Origin of the sequence: Enterobacter sp. BNK-16, from assembly GCF_048684955.1 — a bacterium.
GTDB classification, from domain to species: Bacteria; Pseudomonadota; Gammaproteobacteria; order Enterobacterales; family Enterobacteriaceae; genus Enterobacter; species Enterobacter bugandensis.
Map to the genome: position 1 here is coordinate 154,111 of NZ_JBLQTQ010000001.1, position 20,240 is coordinate 174,350.

17 protein-coding genes are annotated in these 20,240 nt (G+C 56.1%); 4 read left to right on the forward strand and 13 right to left on the reverse strand.

Going from position 1 to position 20,240, the window contains the following annotated elements; translation table 11 throughout:
* Positions 1-48 precede the first annotated feature (48 nt).
* The 4 genes from cysC to cysG are packed head-to-tail and all read right to left on the reverse strand — an operon-like array spanning position 49 to position 4,355.
* Positions 49-654 carry an adenylyl-sulfate kinase gene (cysC, locus tag ACMGGH_RS00780; protein WP_028014242.1) on the reverse strand — a complete coding sequence of 202 codons (606 nt, stop codon included), beginning with the start codon at positions 652-654 and terminating at the stop codon, positions 49-51.
* On the reverse strand, positions 654-2,078 hold the full coding sequence (cysN, locus tag ACMGGH_RS00785) for a sulfate adenylyltransferase subunit CysN (RefSeq protein WP_041908431.1): 1,425 nt from the start codon (positions 2,076-2,078) through the stop codon (positions 654-656). The genes cysC and cysN overlap by 1 nt, the downstream gene beginning before the upstream one ends.
* A gap of 9 nt (positions 2,079-2,087) precedes the next feature.
* Entirely contained in the window at positions 2,088-2,996 is a 909-nt protein-coding gene (gene cysD / locus ACMGGH_RS00790) for a sulfate adenylyltransferase subunit CysD (protein WP_008499613.1), read from the reverse strand.
* A 9-nt stretch (positions 2,997-3,005) separates the two neighbouring features.
* Entirely contained in the window at positions 3,006-4,355 is a 1,350-nt protein-coding gene (gene cysG, locus ACMGGH_RS00795; protein WP_232948886.1) for a siroheme synthase CysG, read from the reverse strand.
* Positions 4,356-4,601: 246 nt separating this feature from the next.
* On the opposite strand from cysG, the gene ACMGGH_RS00800 reads away from it, so the two are divergent.
* Complete coding sequence (locus ACMGGH_RS00800; RefSeq protein ID WP_232948851.1) at positions 4,602-5,645, forward strand: aminopeptidase; 1,044 nt, start codon at positions 4,602-4,604, stop codon at positions 5,643-5,645.
* Positions 5,646-5,688: 43 nt separating this feature from the next.
* Here the strand turns inward: ACMGGH_RS00800 and cysH are convergent, their stop codons facing one another.
* Genes cysH through cysJ form a run of 3 tightly spaced genes read right to left on the reverse strand, consistent with a single transcriptional unit; the run spans position 5,689 to position 9,956 of the window.
* Entirely contained in the window at positions 5,689-6,423 is a 735-nt protein-coding gene (gene cysH, locus ACMGGH_RS00805; RefSeq protein ID WP_008499616.1) for a phosphoadenosine phosphosulfate reductase, read from the reverse strand.
* 15 nt (positions 6,424-6,438) lie between these two features.
* Positions 6,439-8,151, reverse strand: a complete 1,713-nt coding sequence (gene cysI / locus ACMGGH_RS00810) for an assimilatory sulfite reductase (NADPH) hemoprotein subunit (RefSeq protein WP_045261277.1) — start codon at positions 8,149-8,151, stop codon at positions 6,439-6,441.
* Positions 8,151-9,956 carry an NADPH-dependent assimilatory sulfite reductase flavoprotein subunit gene (cysJ, locus tag ACMGGH_RS00815; protein ID WP_041908421.1) on the reverse strand — a complete coding sequence of 602 codons (1,806 nt, stop codon included), beginning with the start codon at positions 9,954-9,956 and terminating at the stop codon, positions 8,151-8,153. Before cysJ ends, cysI begins: the two co-directional genes overlap by 1 nt.
* Before the next feature lie 306 nt (positions 9,957-10,262).
* Here cysJ and queD point away from each other — a divergent pair, with 306 nt between their 5' ends.
* On the forward strand, positions 10,263-10,625 hold the full coding sequence (gene queD, locus ACMGGH_RS00820; protein WP_003862700.1) for a 6-carboxytetrahydropterin synthase QueD: 363 nt from the start codon (positions 10,263-10,265) through the stop codon (positions 10,623-10,625).
* A 28-nt stretch (positions 10,626-10,653) separates the two neighbouring features.
* On the opposite strand, the gene queE is transcribed toward queD, so the two are convergent.
* Genes queE through ACMGGH_RS00835 form a run of 3 tightly spaced genes read right to left on the reverse strand, consistent with a single transcriptional unit; the run spans position 10,654 to position 13,646 of the window.
* Entirely contained in the window at positions 10,654-11,325 is a 672-nt protein-coding gene (queE, locus tag ACMGGH_RS00825) for a 7-carboxy-7-deazaguanine synthase QueE (RefSeq protein ID WP_028014249.1), read from the reverse strand.
* 54 nt (positions 11,326-11,379) lie between these two features.
* Positions 11,380-12,087, reverse strand: coding sequence for an N-acetylmannosamine-6-phosphate 2-epimerase (locus ACMGGH_RS00830; protein ID WP_193066134.1), 708 nt, complete (start codon positions 12,085-12,087; stop codon positions 11,380-11,382).
* Entirely contained in the window at positions 12,087-13,646 is a 1,560-nt protein-coding gene (locus ACMGGH_RS00835; RefSeq protein WP_232948850.1) for a PTS transporter subunit EIIC, read from the reverse strand. The genes ACMGGH_RS00830 and ACMGGH_RS00835 overlap by 1 nt, the downstream gene beginning before the upstream one ends.
* Before the next feature lie 165 nt (positions 13,647-13,811).
* Here ACMGGH_RS00835 and ACMGGH_RS00840 point away from each other — a divergent pair, with 165 nt between their 5' ends.
* Both ACMGGH_RS00840 and ACMGGH_RS00845 read left to right on the forward strand, forming a co-directional pair.
* Positions 13,812-14,636: a MurR/RpiR family transcriptional regulator gene (locus ACMGGH_RS00840; protein ID WP_028014252.1), complete on the forward strand. Its 825-nt coding sequence runs from the start codon at positions 13,812-13,814 to the stop codon at positions 14,634-14,636.
* A 357-nt stretch (positions 14,637-14,993) separates the two neighbouring features.
* The gene (locus ACMGGH_RS00845) at positions 14,994-16,103 is read left to right on the forward strand and encodes an SDR family oxidoreductase (RefSeq protein WP_193066136.1); all 1,110 of its coding nucleotides are present in this window, start codon (positions 14,994-14,996) and stop codon (positions 16,101-16,103) included.
* Positions 16,104-16,156: 53 nt separating this feature from the next.
* On the opposite strand, the gene eno is transcribed toward ACMGGH_RS00845, so the two are convergent.
* The 3 genes from eno to mazG all read right to left on the reverse strand — a co-directional run bounded on the left by eno (position 16,157) and on the right by mazG (position 20,189).
* Positions 16,157-17,455: a phosphopyruvate hydratase gene (gene eno / locus ACMGGH_RS00850; protein ID WP_006811784.1), complete on the reverse strand. Its 1,299-nt coding sequence runs from the start codon at positions 17,453-17,455 to the stop codon at positions 16,157-16,159.
* Positions 17,456-17,536: 81 nt separating this feature from the next.
* Positions 17,537-19,174: a glutamine hydrolyzing CTP synthase gene (gene pyrG / locus ACMGGH_RS00855; RefSeq protein WP_028014254.1), complete on the reverse strand. Its 1,638-nt coding sequence runs from the start codon at positions 19,172-19,174 to the stop codon at positions 17,537-17,539.
* Positions 19,175-19,397: 223 nt separating this feature from the next.
* Positions 19,398-20,189, reverse strand: coding sequence for a nucleoside triphosphate pyrophosphohydrolase (gene mazG / locus ACMGGH_RS00860; RefSeq protein WP_045261274.1), 792 nt, complete (start codon positions 20,187-20,189; stop codon positions 19,398-19,400).
* Between the last annotated feature and the right edge of the window lie 51 nt (positions 20,190-20,240).

Consider the following 20,240-nt stretch of genomic DNA (forward strand, 5'->3'; position numbering starts at 1 on the left):
GTGACCGTGACTCATCGTTCGGGAAGACAGCTCCCGAACGATACCGCCTCAGGATCTGATAATATCGTCCCGTCTGAGCAGGTCTAATAATTGGCTTACTAAATTTGTTACCAATTGTTGACCTTCCAGGTGAATCTCAGGCGATTCAGGCGCTTCGTAAACCGAGTCAATTCCGGTGAAGTTTCGCAGCTCGCCGGCACGCGCTTTTTTGTACAGCCCTTTCGGATCGCGCGCTTCGCAGATCTCCAGCGGCGTATCGACAAACACTTCGATAAAGCGATCCTGACCCACGCGCTCGCGCACCATCTGGCGCTCGGCGCGGTGCGGTGAGATAAACGCCGTCAGCACCACCAGCCCGGCGTCAGCCATCAGGCTGGCGACTTCACCTACCCGGCGAATGTTCTCTTTGCGGTCGTCGTCGCTGAACCCCAAATCGCTACACAGGCCGTGACGCACGTTGTCGCCATCCAGCAGGTAGGTACTTACTCCCTGCTGATGCAGCGCCTCTTCCAGCGCGCCCGCCACCGTGGATTTACCGGAGCCAGACAGCCCGGTAAACCACAGCACCACCCCACGGTGGCCGTGAAGCTGTTCGCGCTGGGCGACGGTGACCGGATGAGGATGCCAGACGACGTTCTCATCATGGGCGGCCATTACTTGCCTCCCAGCAGATCGCGGGCGCCCCAGTGCGGGAAGTGCTTACGCACCAGCGCGTTCAGCTCCAGCTCAAACGCGCTGAACTCAGAGGTCACGCTCGCCTGCGCGTTAGGCTCGCGCACCATGCCCGCGCCGACGGTAACGTTGGTCAGGCGGTCAATAAAGATCAGCCCGCCCGTCACCGGGTTCTGCTGATACGGATCCAGCACCAGCGGCTCGTCGAAGGTCAGATCCACCAGGCCAATACCATTCAGCGGCAGCTCGCTCACATCACGGTGGGTCAGGTTGTTGATGTCCACCTGGAACTGAATGCCGTCCACGCGGGCACGGGTTTTCTTCCCGGCAATTTTGATGTCGTAGCTCTGGCCTGCGGTCAGCGGCTGTTCGGCCATCCACACCACGTCCACGGAAGCGCCCTGCACCGCCGCCAGCGTCTCCTGCGCGTCGACCAGCAGGTCACCGCGACTGATATCAATTTCGTCTTTCAGCACCAGTGTGACCGCTTCCCCCGCACCGGCCTCAGGCAGATCGCCGTCGAAGGTCACGATACGCGCAATTGCTGACTCCACGCCGGATGGCAGTACCTTAACGCGCTGCCCCACCTTCACGGAACCGGAAGCAATAGTGCCGGAGAAGCCGCGGAAATCGAGGTTTGGACGGTTCACGTACTGCACCGGGAAGCGCATTGGCTGAGTGTCGACCACGCGCTGAATTTCAACGGTTTCGAGCACTTCCAGCAGCGTCGGGCCGCTGTACCACGGCATGTTCGCGCTCTGGGAGGCGACGTTATCCCCTTCCAGCGCCGAGAGCGGCACAAAGCGAATATCCAGGTTGCCCGGCAGCTGTTCGGCAAAGGTCAGGTAGCTCTGGCGGATCTCCTCGAATTTTTCTTCGCTGAAGTTCACCAGATCCATCTTGTTGACCGCCACCACCAGGTGCTTGATCCCCAGCAAAGTGGAGATAAAGCTGTGGCGACGGGTTTGATCCAGCACGCCTTTACGGGCGTCCATCAGCAGGATCGCCAGATCGCAGGTGGATGCGCCGGTCGCCATATTGCGGGTGTACTGCTCATGCCCCGGGGTATCGGCGATAATAAACTTGCGCTTCTCGGTGGAGAAATAGCGATAGGCCACGTCAATAGTGATGCCCTGCTCGCGCTCCGCCTGCAGGCCGTCCACCAGCAGCGCCAGGTCAAGTTTTTCGCCCTGGGTGCCGTGACGCTTGCTGTCGTTATGCAGGGAAGAGAGCTGATCTTCATAAATCTGGCGCGTGTCGTGCAGCAGGCGGCCAATCAGGGTACTTTTCCCGTCATCCACGCTGCCGCAGGTCAGAAAGCGCAGCAGGCTTTTATGTTGTTGGGCGTGCAGATACGCTTCCACGCCGCCTTCGTTGGCAATTTGTTGAGCAATAGTGGTGTTCATGGCGGCTCCTTAGAAATAACCCTGACGTTTCTTCAGCTCCATGGAGCCTGCCTGGTCGCGGTCAATCACGCGCCCCTGTCGCTCGCTGGTGGTGGACACCAGCATCTCTTCGATGATCTCCGGCAGCGTCTGCGCGTTCGATTCCACCGCGCCGGTCAGCGGCCAGCAGCCGAGGGTACGGAAACGGACCATCTGTTTTTTGATCACTTCACCCGGCTGCAGGTCGATACGATCGTCGTCAATCATCATCAGCATGCCGTCCCGCTCCAGCACCGGGCGCTCGGCGGCCAGGTACAGCGGAACAATCTCGATGTTTTCCAGATAGATGTACTGCCAGATATCCAGCTCGGTCCAGTTAGAGAGCGGGAAGACGCGAATGCTTTCGCCCTTGTTGATCTGGCCGTTGTAGTTGTGCCACAGCTCCGGGCGCTGGTTTTTCGGATCCCAGCGATGGAAGCGGTCGCGGAAGGAGTAGATACGCTCTTTGGCGCGGGATTTTTCTTCGTCACGCCGCGCGCCGCCGAAGGCCGCGTCAAAACCGTACTTGTTCAGCGCCTGCTTCAGCCCTTCGGTTTTCATGATGTCGGTATGCTTGGCGCTGCCGTGGACGAACGGGTTAATGCCCATCGCCACCCCTTCCGGATTTTTGTGCACCAGCAGCTCGCAGCCGTAGGCTTTGGCGGTACGATCGCGGAATTCGTACATTTCGCGGAATTTCCAGCCGGTATCCACGTGCAGCAGCGGGAACGGCAGCGTGCCCGGATAAAACGCTTTACGCGCCAGGTGCAGCATGACGCTGGAATCTTTACCGATGGAGTACATCATCACCGGGTTAGAGAACTCGGCGGCCACTTCGCGGATAATATGGATACTTTCCGCTTCGAGCTGCCGCAGGTGAGTAAGTCGTTTTTGGTCCATAACCGTTCCTTAAGCCAAATTTACAACAGAAGAACCAAAGCCTTCTGTATCGGTTGTGTGTTGGAACCAGGCGAGGGTGCTGTGCAGCTGCACCACCTCTCCCACCACGATCAGGGCAGGCATCGGGGCGTCTTTCGCCAGGGTTGCAAGGTCTTGTAATGTGCCGATAGCGACATGCTGATCGACGCGCGTACCGCGAGAAATGACGGCAACGGGCGTCGTCGCCTCGCGACCGTGCTGAATAAGCTGTTCGCTGATGTCCGCCGCCTTCATCGTGCCCATGTATATCGCCAGCGTTTGTCGGCTCTGGGCGAGGTGCGACCAGTCGAACGGCGTGCTGTCGGCCTTGTAGTGCCCGGTCACAAAGGTGACGCTCTGGGCGTAATCGCGATGGGTTAGCGGAATGCCGGCGTAGGCCGTCACGGCTGACGCCGCCGTGATGCCGGGCACCACCTGGAACGGCACGCCAGCTTCGGCTGCCGCCTGCAGTTCTTCACCGCCGCGACCGAAAATGAACGGGTCGCCCCCTTTCAGGCGCACCACGGTTTTGCCCGCTTTCGCGGCGTCAATCAGCATCTGGTTGGTATCGTGCTGCGGCACGGAGTGTTCCCCCGCCCGTTTGCCGACGCAGATTTGCTCCGCATCGCGACGGATCAGCTCGCGCACGCCATCGGTGACCAGGTGGTCGTAGAACACTACGTCCGCATCCTGCAGAACCTGCAGGCCGCGCAGCGTCAGCAAACCGGCATCGCCCGGCCCGGCTCCCACCAGAATAATTTCCCCGCCCGTACTGCCGGGGTTATCCAGTTCGTCTTCGAGAATTTTCTGCGCCGCCGTCTCATTGCCCGCCTGCATCAGGCTGGCAAAGCGGCCGCGAAATACGCGCTCCCAGAAGCGACGGCGTTCCGTCACGCTGGTCAGGCGGTTTTTTAAATGGTTGCGCCAGTAGCTGGCTTTCTCCGCCATGCGCCCGAGGCTGGTCGGCAGCAGCGCTTCGATCTTTTCCCGCAGCACGCGCGCCAGCACCGGCGCGGTGCCGCCGGAGGAGATCGCCACCAGCAGCGGCGAGCGGTCAACGATCGACGGGAAGATAAACGAGCATAAAGGCTGGTCGTCCACCACGTTCACCAGACGGTAACGAGCCTGGGCCGCGTCGGAGACCCGCCGGTTAAGTTCCCGATTTTCAGTCGCCGCAATCACCAGCACCACGCTGTCGATCTGTGACTCGTCGAAATCCACCTCTTCAACAACCCGCACCTGTGCCCCTGCGCGCTGCAAAAACGCGATTTTGCGATCGGCAATTTCTCCCGTGCCGACAACCAGTACCGGTCGGTCTTTTAAGGCGGCAAAAAGGGGCAGATAGTCCACAGGCAACAACTCACTAACAACGAGGAATAGAGGGACTATAGGGGGCGGCTTAGATCGAATGAAATTACGAATTGGAATGAGTAGTTACTCAATGGAATAACGCCGTGAAAAAGCAAATACCAAAAAATGCTTAACACGCGAAATTTCGGGCATTTAAGAGCAATTCAAATTGTGTATGGACGATCACAGTTTCATACTATGCACGTTATTATTTTGCTCTGTTTTTAAGGACTCACTATGTTTTCCGCAACGCGCCACCGTATTGCTGCCCTGGCGCTCGGCGTTTGCTTTATCCTTCCGGCTCAGGCAAAAAATCAACCTTATGGTGAAATCGCCACTATGCAGGCGCGACATATTGCGACGGTTTTCCCTGGCCGCATGACCGGTTCACCCGCGGAGATGCTCTCCGCCGACTATATTCGCCAGCAATTTGCACAGATGGGCTACCAGAGTGACATACGCTCGTTTCACAGCCGCTACATCTATACCTCACGCAATAAAACGCAAAACTGGCATAACGTGACCGGCAGCACGGTGATTGCGGCGCATGAGGGGAAAGCGGCTGAGCAGATTATTATCTTGGCGCACCTGGATACCTATGCGCCAATGAGCGACGCCGATATTGATAATAACCTCGGGGGACTGACGCTGCAGGGCATGGACGATAACGCAGCAGGTCTGGGCGTGATGCTTGAACTGGCTGAACGCCTTAAAAATATTCCGACGAAATACGGTATTCGCTTTGTGGCGACCAGCGGCGAAGAAGAAGGAAAACTCGGCGCTGAGAATCTCCTTAAACGGATGAGCGCTGAGGAGAAGAAAAATACGCTGCTGGTGATTAACCTCGATAACCTGATCGTGGGCGATAAGCTCTATTTTAATAGTGGACAGAGCACGCCGCGCAGCGTGCGTAAACTCACCCGCGACCGTGCGCTGGCGCTTGCCCGTACGCATGGCGTCTATGCCGCAACAAACCCAGGCGGTAACCCGGATTATCCAAAAGGCACTGGCTGTTGTAACGACGGGGAAGTGTTTGATAAGGCAGGCATTCCGGTGTTGTACGTCGAGGCGACGAACTGGGCGCTGGGCAAAAAGGATGGCTATCAGCAGCGCGCTAAATCGAAAGCGTTCCCGGACGGGACCAGCTGGCATGACGTGCGGCTGGATAATCAGCAGCACATTGATAAAACGCTGCCGCAGCGGATTGAGCACCGCAGCCGGGACGTGGTGAAAGTGATGCTGCCGCTGGTGAAGGAGCTGGCGAAAGCGGGCAAAGCCTGATGTCGTTAAGCCCGGTAAGCGCTGCGCCACCGGGCGAAAAACATTACCCTTCGTGCAGCCCGCACTCGCGCTTCAGCCCAAAGAATCGCGTCTCTTCTTCCGCCATTCCCGGCTCCCATTTGCGCGTGGTGTGGGTGTCGCCCACCGACAGGTAGCCCTGATCCCACAGCGGATGGTACTTGAGCCCGTGTTTTTGCAGATACTGATACACCGTGCGGTTATCCCAGTCGATAATCGGCAGCACTTTGAATACGCCGCGCTGTACCGCCAGTACCGGTAAGGTTGCGCGGCTCCCGGACTGCTCGCGGCGCAGGCCGGCAAACCACGTCTGGGCGTTCAGCTCTTTCAGCGCCCGGTTCATCGGCTCAACTTTGTTGATTTCATTGTATTTCTCAATGCCCTCAACGCCCTGCTCCCACAGCTTGCCGTAGCGCGCCTCCTGCCAGGCCGCGCTTTCCGTTGCGCGGTAGACTTTGAGGTTCAGCCTGAGCTTGTCCGTCAGCTCGTCGATAAACTGGTAGGTTTCCGGGAACAGGTAGCCGGTATCGGTGAGGATCACCGGTATGTCCGGACGGATCTGATTCACCAGATGCAAACTGACCGCCGCCTGAATACCAAAGCTTGATGAGAGCACATACTCTCCCGGCAGGTTTTCCAGCGCCCACGCCACGCGCCCTTCGGCGTCCAGCTTTTCAAGGTGAGCGTTAGTTTCTGCCAGGGCCAGAATGCGTTCGACTTTTGGCAGGTCATTAAGGGCGTTTAGATCGAGTACGGACATAATTACCTCTCGTGGTTACTCCCAGAAATCCCTGGCGGGATCGAGCACCGGGCGAATGATGCCCGCACGCACCGTAAAGTCGCCGAAGCCTTCACCCGCTTCGCGCTCTTTCGCCCAGCGCCCGACAAGCTCGTCGATGGAATCAAGAATTTCCGGCTCGGTGATGTTCTCGCGGAACATGCGTGGAATACGCGTGCCGATACGGTTACCGCCCAGGTGCAGGTTATAACGACCCGGCGCTTTCCCCACCAGCCCCAGCTCGGCCAGCATCGCACGACCGCAGCCGTTCGGGCAGCCCGTCACGCGCATAACAATATGCTCGTCCGGAATACCGTGTTTTTCCAGAATCGCTTCCACTTTGTCAGTAAATGACGGCAGGAAACGCTCGGCTTCGGCCATCGCCAATGGACAGGTCGGGAACGACACGCAGGCCATCGAGTTTTCACGCTGTGGCTTCACCGCGTTCATCAACCCGTGCTCGCGCGCCAGCTCCTCAATTTTCGCCTTTTCGCTTTCCGGCACGCTGGCGACGATCAGGTTCTGGTTAGCGGTGATACGGAACTCGCCTTTGTGGATCTTCGCGATTTCCAGCAGACCGGTTTTCAGCGGGCGGCCCGGATAATCCAGAATACGGCCATTTTCAATGAACAGCGTCAGGTGCCAGTTATTGTCGATGCCTTTCACCCAGCCGATGCGATCGCCGCGACCGGTGAATTCGTAAGGGCGGATCGGCTCAAATTTGATCCCCGCACGACGCTCCACTTCCTCTTTGAACGTTTCAACGCCCACGCGCTCCAGAGTGTACTTGGTTTTCGCGTTTTTACGGTCGGTACGGTTACCCCAGTCGCGCTGGGTGGTCACTACTGCTTCCGCCACGGCCAGCGTGTGCTCCAGCGGCAGGAAGCCGAACTCGCTCGCGGTGCGGGCGTAGGTTTTCTTGTTACCGTGCTCAATAGACAGGCCGCCGCCCACCAGCAGGTTAAAGCCAATCAGCTTGCCGTTTTCGGCAATCGCCACGAAGTTCATGTCGTTGGCGTGCAGATCGATGTCGTTCTGCGGCGGGATCACCACCGTGGTTTTGAACTTACGCGGCAGGTAGGTCTGACCGAGGATCGGTTCTTCGTCGGTGGTGGCGACTTTCTCCTGATCGAGCCAGATCTCCGCATAGGCGCGGGTACGCGGCAGCAGGTGCTCGGAAATTTTCTTCGCCCACTCATATGCTTCGGCGTGCAGCTCGGACTCGTACGGGTTCGAGGTGCAGAGCACGTTACGGTTCATGTCGTTGGCGGTCGCCAGCGCGTCCAGTCCCACGGAGTGCAGCATCTGGTGCACCGGCTTGACGTTCTTCTTCAGAATCCCGTGGAACTGGAAGGTCTGACGGTTGGTCAGGCGGATGCTGCCATAAATCGTGTTTTCACCCGCAAATTTGTCGATCGCCTGCCACTGTTTGGTGGTGATCACTCCACCCGGCAGGCGGCAGCGCAGCAGCATCGCGTGGCGCGGCTCCAGCTTCTGTTCTGCGCGCTCGGCGCGGATATCGCGGTCGTCCTGCTGATACATGCCGTGGAAACGGATCAGCAGGAAGTTGTCGCCTTTGAAACCGCCGGTCAGGCCGTCATTCAGATCTTCAGCAATGGTGCCGCGCAGATAGTTGCTTTCCAGCTTCATGCGCTCGGCGTCTGTCAGTTTACCTTCGACCACCAGTGGCCCTGGATGTTTTTCGCTCATTAGTAGACATCTCGCTGATAACGGCGCTCAACGCGCAGCTCACTTAAAAATTCATCCGCCGCTTCGGCATCCATACCGCCGAATTCGGCAATCACTTCCAGCAGTGCCTGCTCAACGTCTTTCGCCATGCGATTGGCGTCGCCGCAGACATAAATGTGGGCACCGTCATTGATCCAGCGCCACAGCTCTGCGCCCTGTTCGCGCAGTTTGTCTTGTACGTATACTTTTTCTTTCTGATCGCGGGACCAGGCCAGATCGATGCGGGTCAGTACGCCCTCTTTGACGTAGCGCTGCCACTCAACCTGGTAGAGGAAATCTTCGGTAAAGTGCGGGTTGCCGAAGAACAACCAGTTTTTACCCGGCGCGTCGTCCGCGGCACGCTGCTGCATAAAGGCGCGGAACGGCGCGATGCCGGTGCCCGGGCCAATCATGATCACCGGAGTTTCCGGGTTCGCCGGCAGGCGGAAGTTGTCGTTGTGCTCGATAAAGACGCGCACCTCGCCCTCTTCTTCCACGCGGTCCGCCAGAAAGCTTGATGCCCCACCCGCGCGGGCGCGGCCTTCGATGTCGTAGCGCACCACGCCGACGGTAACGTGAACTTCGCTTTCCACTTCCGCCTGGGAAGAGGCGATAGAGTACAGGCGTGGGGTCAGCGGACGCAGCAGACCGATCAGCGCATCGGCATCCAGCTGTGCCGGAGAGAAACGCACCATATCGACAATCGGCGTCGTCGCGGCGTAATGCTGCAGCTTCGCTTTGTCGCCCACCAGCGGCAGCAGGGATTCGCTGCGCGTTAGGGTGGCATAATTCTCGACGATATTCGGAGTGTTCACCGTCAGCTCGAAATGCCACTGCAGCGCCTCTGAAAGTGGCTGGGTTTTGCCGTCAACGGTGACGGGCTCGTCACCCTTCAGCCACAGCAGTTCGACGAGCTCTTTCACCAGCGCCGGATCGTTCTGATACCAGACGCCCAGCGCATCGCCAGGCTGATAGCGCAGGCCGGAGTCGCCAAGATCGATTTCAATATGGCGCACGTCTTTTTCCGAGTCGCGGCCCGTAATTTTCTGGTTCACCGACAGGCTCGCCGTCAGCGGCGACTCTTTGGTATACGGGCTGGTGTGGATCTCATTGACGGTGCCCGCAGCGGTCACCGCGGCCTGTGCTGGCGTCTCTTTCGGGACGCGGGCTTTCAATACCTCAACGATGCGCGCACGCCATTCAGCGGCGGCAGTCTGGTATTCCACATCCGCGTCCACGCGGTCCAGCAGGCGCTCCGCGCCCAGCTCCGCCAGCTTGCTGTCGAAGTCTTTACCGGACTGGCAGAAGAATTCATAGGAGGTATCGCCCAGGCCAAAGACGGCAAACGCCGTGCCGTTCAGCTTCGGCGCTTTTTTCGAGAACAGGAACTTGTGCAGCGCCACCGCTTCTTCAGCGGGTTCACCTTCCCCCTGGGTCGAGGCGACCATCACCAGCAGTTTTTCTGACGCGATTTGTTTGAATTTATAATCCCCGGCGTTGACCAGGTTTACGTTCAGTTTGGCGGCCAGCAGATCATCACGCAGCGCTTCGGCCACGCGGCGGGCGTTGCCCGTCTGCGAGGCGCTAATCAGCGTAATGGCAGGAATTTCCACGGCCGTTGCCGGTGCGCCAGCCACTGCGCCAGGCTGCTGGTTGAGCATTCCCCAGAAATAACCGGAGACCCAGGCAAGCTGAGTGGGAGAAAAATCAGAGGTGGCAGCCTGAAGGCGCGCCAGTTGCTCCGGGTTAAGGGGAAGCAAATTTGAAGGTGGGGCCTGTGTTGTCATGCGTCGTTATGTTCCAGTAGCCAAGCGGACTTTAAGCGAATAAATCCAAACTGAAGATAAGGTTAACGGCGTGGATAATAACAATTAAAGAAGGGATGGAAATAATAAATAACCAAATGGACTAACCTGTTTTAGTTATCGTTCTTAGCGATAAAAACGATTGAATAACCATCTGAAATAAAAGAATAAAAACCAATAATCACCCTGAATACCGGGCGTTCACCGTTCAGAGCCGTTTTAGTTAATGCTAAAAATTGTGCTTTCCGGTACTATGCGGCGGTTTTTTCCGCATTACTGAGAGCGATCATGTCCACCACACTGTTTAAAGATTTCACCTTCGAAGCCGCCCACCACCTTCCGCACGTTCCTGCAGGACATAAATGCGGCCGCCTGCACGGGCATTCGTTTATGGTGCGTCTTGAGATCACCGGTGAAGTTGATCCGCATACCGGTTGGATCATGGACTTTGCCGAGCTGAAGGCCGCGTTTAAGCCGACCTACGATCGTCTGGATCACTACTATCTCAACGATATTCCGGGTCTGGAAAACCCGACCAGCGAAGTGCTGGCAAAATGGATCTGGGATCAGATGAAGCCGCTGGTACCGCTGCTGAGCGCGGTGATGATCAAAGAAACCTGCACGGCAGGCTGCGTGTATCGCGGAGAGTAAAAAAAGCCCGGCAAAACCGGGCTTTTTTCTAGGCAATATTCAGATACTTGTGCGTCTGCATCGACAGGCGCCAGTTGCGCGCAATGCAGGTTTCAATGCACAGGCGCGTCGCATCCTCTTTCTGGCTGATCGGCTGCAGGGCGATTACCCGCTGCTTCTCATCCGTCAGCGTTGCCAGCAGTTCATCCAGCGCTTCGATATCACGTACGCGTCCTACCGGATGCTTAATTTCATCCGCGCGCTCCAGCGCCTGAGACAGCACGTCATACCCGCCACGCATATTCACTTTTGGCGATACCGTCACCCAGGTGGTGTGTGAACAGCGCACTTCATGGGTGCCGCTGGTCTCAATCTGGCAGCTGTAGCCGTTCTTTTCGAGCAGCTCGGTCAGCGGCGTCAGATCGTGAATGCAGGGTTCGCCGCCGGTGATGACGACGTGGCGAGCCGTCCAGCCCTGGCGACCAATTATGGCCAGCAGGTCTTCTGCACTGCCCGCGCCCCACTTATCGCTCTCTTTGGTTTTCGCCAGAATGCTAAACAGCGACACTTCCCGATCTGCGAGCTTATCCCACGTATGTTTGGTATCACACCAGGCACAGCCAACCGGGCAACCCTGTAAACGAATAAAGATAGCGGGAACGCCGGTAAAGTAACCCTCGCCTTGCAGGGTCTGGAACATCTCGTTAATCGGGTACTGCATAGTCATCTCAGTAAAGGGGATAAACGATAAGTATCGCAGATCCCCGTCGGATGGTCATGCTCCATCGGTGCTTTGCGCGCTAATCGCCGCCATAAAGCGCGCGGTAATTTGCTGTGGGCGGGTGATCGCCCCACCGACAACGACCGTATGCGCGCCCAGCGCCAGACACCGGGCCGCGCGCTCGGGCGTATCCACGTTGCCTTCGGCAACCACGGGGACCGTCACGACCGCCAGCACCGCTTTCAGGAACGCACAGTCATTCTCCGGAAGCGTATGGCCTGCCGTTTCCGCCGTATAGCCGTACAGCGTGGTACCGACGCAGTCAAAGCCAAGCGTCTGCGCCGTCACGGCTTCGTCTACGGTGGAAATATCTGCCATCAGCAGTACCGAGGGGTAACGTGAGCGGATGGCCGTGACCAGTGTTTCCAGGGATTCACCGCCAGGACGTTCCCGCGCCGTCGCATCAAGGGCAATGATTTCCGGAGAGACGGCCATGAGCTCATCCACCTCTCTCATCGTAGCGGTGATAAATACTTCGCTCCCTGGATAGTCCCGTTTGATGATGCCGATAACCGGTAAAGACACCTGCTGCTTAATGGCCCCGATATCCACCACGCTGTTGGCGCGAATGGCGAAGGCTCCGCCCTGTGCCGCCGCCAGCGCCATTCGCGACATGATAAACGGGCTGTGCAGCGGTTCGTTTTCCAGCGCCTGACAGGAGACGACCAGTTTTCCCTTCAGGTTATCCAGTACATTTTTCATTACGATAAGATCTCTTCCACTTCGTTTTTGATAATCGTGACGTGCGGGCCATAAATGACCTGTACACCGTTACCGCGCACGATAACGCCGCGCGCGCCGGTGGCTTTCAGCGCCGCGTCATTCACTTTGCTGCCGTCTTTGACCGTCACGCGAAGCCGCGTGGCGCAGCAGTCCACCTCTTCCAGATTGTCTTTTCCGCCTAACCCGGCGATCACCGCCGCAGCGCGCTCGCTTTGCGGCAGGCTGACGTCATCAACCATCGCCTCCTTTTCACGGCCCGGCGTGGCGAAATCAAAGCGGTTAATCAGGTAGCGGAAAGTGAAGTAGTAGAGGAAGAACCACGGCACGCCGACCAGCGGAACGAACATCCAGTTGGTTTTGGCCTCCCCCTGCAAAATGCCGAACAGCACGAAGTCAATAAAACCGCCGGAGAAGGTCTGCCCGATGGTGATGTGCAGCATGTGCGCGAGCATAAACGCCAGCCCGTCAAACAGCGCGTGAATGACGTAGAGCACCGGGGCAATGAACAGGAAGGAGAACTCGATGGGCTCGGTAATTCCCGTCAGGAATGAGGTTAACGCCGCGGAGAGCAGCAGCCCGGCAACGCGCTTTTTGTTCTCCGGTTTCGCCGTGTGATACATCGCCAGGCAGGCACCAAGCAGGCCAAATATCATCGTGATAAAGCGCCCGGACATGAAGCGTGACGTGCCCTCATAGAAATGCTGCGTGTTCGGGTCGGCGAGCTGAGCGAAGAAGATCCGCTGCGTGCCCTCAACCAGGTGGCCGTTGACGATCTCGCTGCCGCCGAGCGCGGTGGTCCAGAACGGCAGATAAAAGATGTGGTGCAGACCAAACGGGCCAAGCATGCGCAAAATAAAGCCGTACAGCAGCGTGCCAAGATAACCGGTGGCATCCACCAGCCCGCCCAGACCAAAAATAAGCTTCTGGAAATGCGGCCAGACCACGGTCACGATCGCGCCAACGAGTATCGCCGCCAGCGAGCTGATAATCGGGACAAAGCGCGAGCCGCCAAAAAAGCCCAGGAACTGCGGAAGCGCTATCTTATTAAACCGATGATGCAGCGCACATGTCACGAGACCAATCACCACGCCGCCAAACACCCCGGTTTCCAGCGTCTGAATACCCAGCGTCATGCCCTGCCCTACAGCGCCCGGGTTCTCGTGCGCCAGTTTGCCGGTGAGGATCAGCAGCGCGTTGATGGTGGCATTCATCACCAGAAACGCGAGTAGCGCTGCCAGCCCCGCCGTGCCCTTATCGTTTTTTGCCAGCCCGACGGCCACCCCAACCGCAAACAGCACCGAGAGGTTCGCAAACACAATCGAACCCGCACTGCTCATAATGGTGAAAATGGCCTGCAGCCAGCCCACATCTAAAAACGGATAGGCCGCCAGCGTATTAGGGTTCGATAACGCCCCGCCGATACCGAGCAGCAGACCCGCCGCGGGCAATACGGCGATAGGCAACATAAAGGATTTGCCAAAGCGCTGCGCTTTTTCAAACCATCCACCCGACGAAGCGCCACTGAATATTTGCATCATTTTTTCATCCCCCCATTAAAAGATGAAAATTTTTACCATATGAATATTTCATAGTGAAAATTATCATCACAAACCAGGAGGCCGATCATACTTTTTTAAAATGACTGGCATCTTTCCCCCGCTTTCCGCCACACTAGTCGCAGTGAAACACATTAAGGACGTGGCATGTCGGACCATGAAAACCTGCTGCTGAAGCTCCGCCAGGAGGCTTCCGGGTACAGCCCAACGCAACAAAAACTCGGTGAGTTTGTCCTCAGCGACCCTGCCCGGGTGCTCTACCTGACCATCACCGAACTGGCGCGAGAGAGCCACACCAGCGAGGCCAGCGTGACGCGTCTTTGCCGGACGCTGGGGTGCAAGGGGTATAACGAATTCAAAATGGCGCTGGCGCTGGATATTCAGCAGGGCCAGCCCGCTCGTCAGGCGGGGGATGAGATAGACAGCGTGGTGGATGAATCGGTGCAGGCTTTGCAGGATACCGCGAGACTCCTTGACCGCGCGCTGCTTGAAAAAGCCGCACTGGCGCTGCATCAGGCGCAGTCCGTGCAGATTTATGGCGTCGCGGCCAGCGCGATCCTCGGGGAGTATCTGCATTACAAGTTATTAAGGCTGGGTAAATCCGCACAGCTGTTTAGCGATATGCACCGCGCAGCCATGAATGCGACCACGCTTTCGGCAGAGACGCTGGTGGTGGCGATCTCCAGTTCCGGTTCAACGCGAGATTTACTTCACGTGGTGAAACTTGCCCGCAAGCGCGGGGTGAAGGTTCTGGCGCTCAGCAACACGCCCCGCAGCCCGCTGGCGTCTCTTAGCGATATGCTGCTGGTGGCCGCCAAGCCAGAAGGCCCTCTTAGCGCGGGCGCGCTCAATGCCAAAGTTGGGGTGATGCTGCTGGTCGAATTACTTACGACATCCATGATTGCGCTGGATGGTCATTACGCTGACGTCAGCCAGCAAACGGCCAGCGCCACGCTTCCTCTTCTGCTCTGAAAACCCTTCGCAGGCTAAATAAAATAGCCTGCGTTTTATTTTGCTCAATTTTACTTAAGCAGGGCTCAATTCATTTATATGATAAATGTTTGGTGTAACAAATTATTTTGTTTATTACAGTTTGAATTATTTCCATCGCGCTACCCAAGAGACAAAAACAGATTAAAATCATTAAGTTAAAATAAAAACATGAATAAATTGAATTTTTCCGCCTTCTGCAATGTCCAATATTTTCACCTGATTTCCTTTCCTTAAAATAAGCTTAAGACGCTGTCGGTCCCGGCGTTTTATTATTTAAACGCCGTTTACTTTTGCGCGCCTACAATCCGCCTCATCAATCATAATGAGACGGTAATAATGAAGATGTTATTAATTACAGGCGTGACCGGGTTTCTGGGCGGTGCAGTACTTGAAAAAATCCTGACCAGCGATCAATCTGTAAAACTCCTTTTGCTTGCCCGTGCCGGCGATCCGCAAAGCGGGCTGGCGCGCGTGCAGGAGAACATGCGTAAGTTCAAAATTTCAGAGGAGAAACTGGCCTCCCTGAGCGTGGATAATATCCTCATCGGCGACCTCAGCCAGCCGGAAGCCTTTCTGAACGATCCCCGTCTGGACCAGGTTACGCATGTCGTTAACTGCGCGGCAGTTGCGTCATTTGGCAATAACCCGCTGATCTGGAAGGTGAACGTAGAGGGTACGCTAGCGCTGGCGCGCCGCATGGAGCAGGTCGCAGGGCTGCAGCGTTTCCTGCATGTAGGCACCGCAATGTCATGCACGCCGGAGCAGGATTCGCTGGTCGCCGAAAGTGCGGAATTCAGAGAAAACGCTGAGCACCTGGTGGAATATACGTATTCGAAGTCAACCATCGAACAGCTGATGCGCCAGGAATGTCCTAACCTGCCGCTGCTCATCGCCCGTCCGTCCATCGTCGTCGGCCATACCCGCCACGGCTGCACGCCGTCGAGCAGTATCTTTTGGGTCTTCAGCATGGGCCTGATGCTGCAGAAGTTTATGTGCTCGATGGAAGACCGGATCGACGTTGTCCCGGTAGATTATTGTGCCGACGCAATGTTAATGCTGCTGAGCAGCAACGCGCGTCCGGGGGAAGTGGTACACATTTCTGCCGGGGAAGAGAACAGCGTTCGCTTTGCGGATATCGATCGGGCAATGGCGCAGGCGCTGGAGAAAGCGCCCGTTGGCGATAAGTACGCGCAGGTCAGCTACGAAACGCTGGTCAAAATGCGCCGTGAACTGAAAACCATTTTTGGTCCGTGCAACGAACGTCTGATGCTGAGAGCGATGCGCTTATACGGTGCCTTTGCCACGCTGAACGTGCGCTTCAGCAACGATAAGCTGCTCAGCATGGGGATGCCGAAGCCACCTCGTTTTACGGATTATATCGCCCGCTGCGTGCAAACCACCCGGGGACTAACCATTCCCGAGCAGATGGCGGTCGATTTTAAATAACCAAAAAAAATGCCAGTCATTCGACTGGCATTTTCATGTTAAGGCTTAAGCAATTATGCCTGGCCTTTGATCTCTTTACGACCGTTGTAAGGTGCTTTTTCACCCAGCGCTTCTTCGATACGAATCAGCTGGTTGTATTTAGCAACACGGTCAGAACGGCTCATAGAACCGGTTTTGATCTGGCCAGCAGCGGTACCAACAGCCAGGTCAGCAATGGTCGCGTCTTCAGTTTCGCCAGAACGGTGAGAGATAACAGCGGTGTAGCCAGCGTCTTTCGCCATTTTGATCGCAGCCAGCGTTTCGGTCAGAGAACCGATCTGGTTGAATTTGATCAGGATGGAGTTAACGATGCCTTTCTCGATGCCTTCTTTCAGGATCTTGGTGTTGGTTACGAACAGATCGTCACCAACCAGCTGGATTTTGTCGCCCAGTACTTTGGTCTGGTATGCGAAACCATCCCAGTCAGACTCGTCCAGACCGTCTTCGATAGAAACGATTGGGTACTGTTTGGTCAGGTCTTCCAGGAAGTGAGTGAACTCTTCGGAGGTGAACGCTTTGTTGCCTTCGCCAGCCAGAACGTATTTACCGTCTTTGTAGAATTCAGATGCTGCACAGTCCATCGCCAGGGTGATGTCTTTGCCCAGCTCGTAGCCTGCTGCTTTAACCGCTTCAGCAATAACAGCCAGTGCTTCTGCGTTAGAACCCAGGTTTGGCGCGTAGCCACCTTCGTCACCAACAGCAGTGTTCATACCTTTAGCTTTCAGAACTTTAGCCAGGTTGTGGAACACTTCAGAACCCATACGAACCGCTTCTTTCAGGGTTTTCGCGCCAACTGGCTGAATCATGAATTCCTGAATATCAACGTTGTTGTCTGCGTGCTCACCACCGTTGATGATGTTCATCATTGGTACAGGCATAGAGTATTTGCCTGGGGTGCCGTTCAGTTCAGCGATGTGCTCGAACAGTGGCATACCTTTAGCAGCGGCTGCTGCTTTGGCGTTCGCCAGGGAAACGGCCAGGATTGCGTTCGCACCGAAGTTAGATTTGTTTTCAGTACCGTCCAGATCGATCATGATCTTGTCGATGCCAGCCTGATCTTTGGCATCTTTGCCAACGATAGCCTGAGCAATAGGACCGTTAACAGCGCCAACCGCTTTCAGTACGCCTTTGCCCATGAAACGGGATTTGTCGCCATCACGCAGTTCCAGCGCTTCACGGGAACCCGTAGAAGCACCTGATGGAGCAGCTGCCATACCGACGAAACCACCTTCCAGATGAACTTCGGCTTCAACGGTCGGGTTACCACGGGAGTCGATGATTTCACGACCGATGACTTTAACGATTTTGGACATTAGATTTTCCTCAGTACAAGTTAAACTAAAACTCCAGACAAACAACGCGTACCGTTGGTACGCGTTGCCGTTCTAACTTTTTTACTTCGCCTGACGCTTCTGGTACTCGCTGGCGGCTTTCACGAAGCCTGCAAACAGCGGATGTCCATCACGCGGCGTTGAAGTAAATTCCGGGTGGAACTGGCAGGCAACAAACCACGGATGGTTTGGCACCTCGATGATCTCGACTAACTGATCGTCCCCGGAGCGACCCGCAACACGCAGGCCCGCGGCTTCAATTTGTTTCAACAACATATTGTTGACTTCATAGCGGTGACGATGGCGCTCGGTGATGACCGGCTCGCCGTACAGCTTGCGAACCACGCTATCGTCGGACAGCTGGCAGGCCTGCGCGCCAAGACGCATAGTGCCACCCAGATCGCTCTTCTCGGTACGGACTTCGACGTTACCGTCTTCGTCGCGCCATTCCGTAATCAGCGCCACGACAGGGTACTTACAGTCTGGCACAAATTCCGTAGAGTTCGCGTTTTCCATTCCCGCTACGTTGCGCGCAAATTCGATCAGCGCAACCTGCATACCCAGGCAGATGCCGAGGTATGGAATATTGTTTTCACGCGCATAGCGTGCAGTGGCGATCTTGCCTTCAACACCACGGTAGCCGAAGCCGCCAGGGATGAGGATAGCATCCAGATCTTTCAGAATTTCAACGCCACGTGTTTCAACATCCTGCGAATCAATCAGCTTGATGTTGACGGAGACGCGGTTCTTCAGACCACCGTGCTTCAGCGCTTCGATAACGGACTTATAGGCGTCCGGCAGTTCGATGTACTTGCCGACCATACCGATAGTCACTTCGCCTGCCGGGTTCGCTTCTTCATAAATAACCTGTTCCCATTCAGACAGGTTAGCTTCCGGACAGTTCAAGCTGAATCGTTTACAAATATAATCGTCCAGACCCTGTGATTTCAACAGGCCCGGGATTTTATAAATGGAATCGACATCTTTCATTGAAATAACGGCTTTTTCAGGCACGTTACAGAACAATGCAATTTTCGCACGTTCGTTCGCTGGAATGGCACGATCGGAACGGCAAACCAGGATGTCAGGCTGAATCCCGATAGAGAGCAGTTCTTTAACGGAGTGCTGAGTCGGTTTGGTTTTCACTTCACCTGCAGCCGCCATGTAAGGCACCAGCGTCAGGTGCATGAACAGCGCGTGTTCACGACCAATGTCTACCGCCAGCTGACGAATCGCTTCGAGGAACGGCAAGGATTCGATATCACCCACGGTACCGCCGATTTCAACCAGCACAACGTCATGCCCTTCGCCACCGGCAAGAACACGCTCTTTGATGGCGTTAGTGATGTGTGGGATAACCTGCACGGTCGCGCCCAGGTAGTCACCGCGGCGCTCTTTACGCAGAACGTCAGAGTAGATGCGGCCAGTCGTAAAGTTGTTACGACGGGTCATTTTGGTACGAATGAAACGCTCGTAGTGGCCAAGATCCAGATCGGTTTCAGCGCCGTCTTCAGTAACGAACACTTCCCCGTGTTGGGTTGGGCTCATGGTGCCAGGATCGACGTTGATATACGGATCCAGTTTCATCATGGTCACATTGAGGCCACGGGCTTCAAGAATGGCTGCGAGGGAGGCTGCGGCAATGCCTTTACCCAGAGAGGATACGACCCCGCCGGTCACAAAAATATAGTTCGTTGTCATGCTGAACCTGAGAAGTTAGGGTGAAACGATGGAATAACCAGGACGGGAAAGTAGTATACCCGAACACGGCGAGCGCCACAAACTTTCATTCTCCGTCTCCATTCCAGGCCATGACAAACATAAGGAGTGAGAAAATAGCCCCTTTTGGGTAAATGTTTTTGACGCAAATCAAGCGCTTGTCATTTAAAAAATCACACAAATTGCGCTTGATCGCAAAATTCCGTTAGAGATCAGATTCCTGGCGTTTTACTTCCTGCCAGACTTCTTCCATCGCGTCGAGGTCAATTCCGGTCATTTCCAGGCCGCGCGAGGCCACAATCCGCTCGACTTCACGAAAGCGTCGTTCGAATTTCAGGTTGGCTTTTTGCAGCGCGGTTTCCGCTTTTACCCCTAGATGGCGAGAAAGATTGACGGTGGCGAACAGCAGGTCGCCCATCTCTTCCTCCAGCTTTGCTTCATCGACCACCGCCTGCTGCGCTTCGTGCATCACTTCGTCGATCTCTTCATGCACTTTATCCAGCACGGGTCCCAGGGAATCCCAGTCAAATCCTACCGCCGAGCAGCGCTTTTGAATTTTGTGGGCGCGCATCAGCGCGGGCAGGCTCAGCGGGATGTCGTCCAGCGCAGAGTGTTGGGACTTTTCAGCGCGCTCGGCGCTTTTAATCTGCTCCCAGCGGGCCAGCACCTCTGCGCTGTTTCCTGCGGTGGCATCGCCAAAGATATGCGGATGGCGGCGCTCCAGCTTGTCGCTGATAGCGGCACAGATATCGTCAAAGTTAAAGCGCCCTTCCTCCTGCGCCATCTGGGCGTAGAACACTACCTGGAACAGCAGGTCGCCGAGTTCACCGCGCAGGTCATCGAAATCCTCGCGTGAAATGGCGTCCAGCACCTCATAGGTCTCTTCGAGGGTATAAGGTGCGATGGTCGCGAAAGTCTGCTCCTTGTCCCACGGGCAGCCGTTTTCCGGGTCGCGCAGGCGTTTCATGATGCCGAGCAGGCGGTCGATTTGAGTCATAGTTCTGTCCTGATGAAAAAATGCCGGGTGGCGTCGTTGCCTTACCCGGCC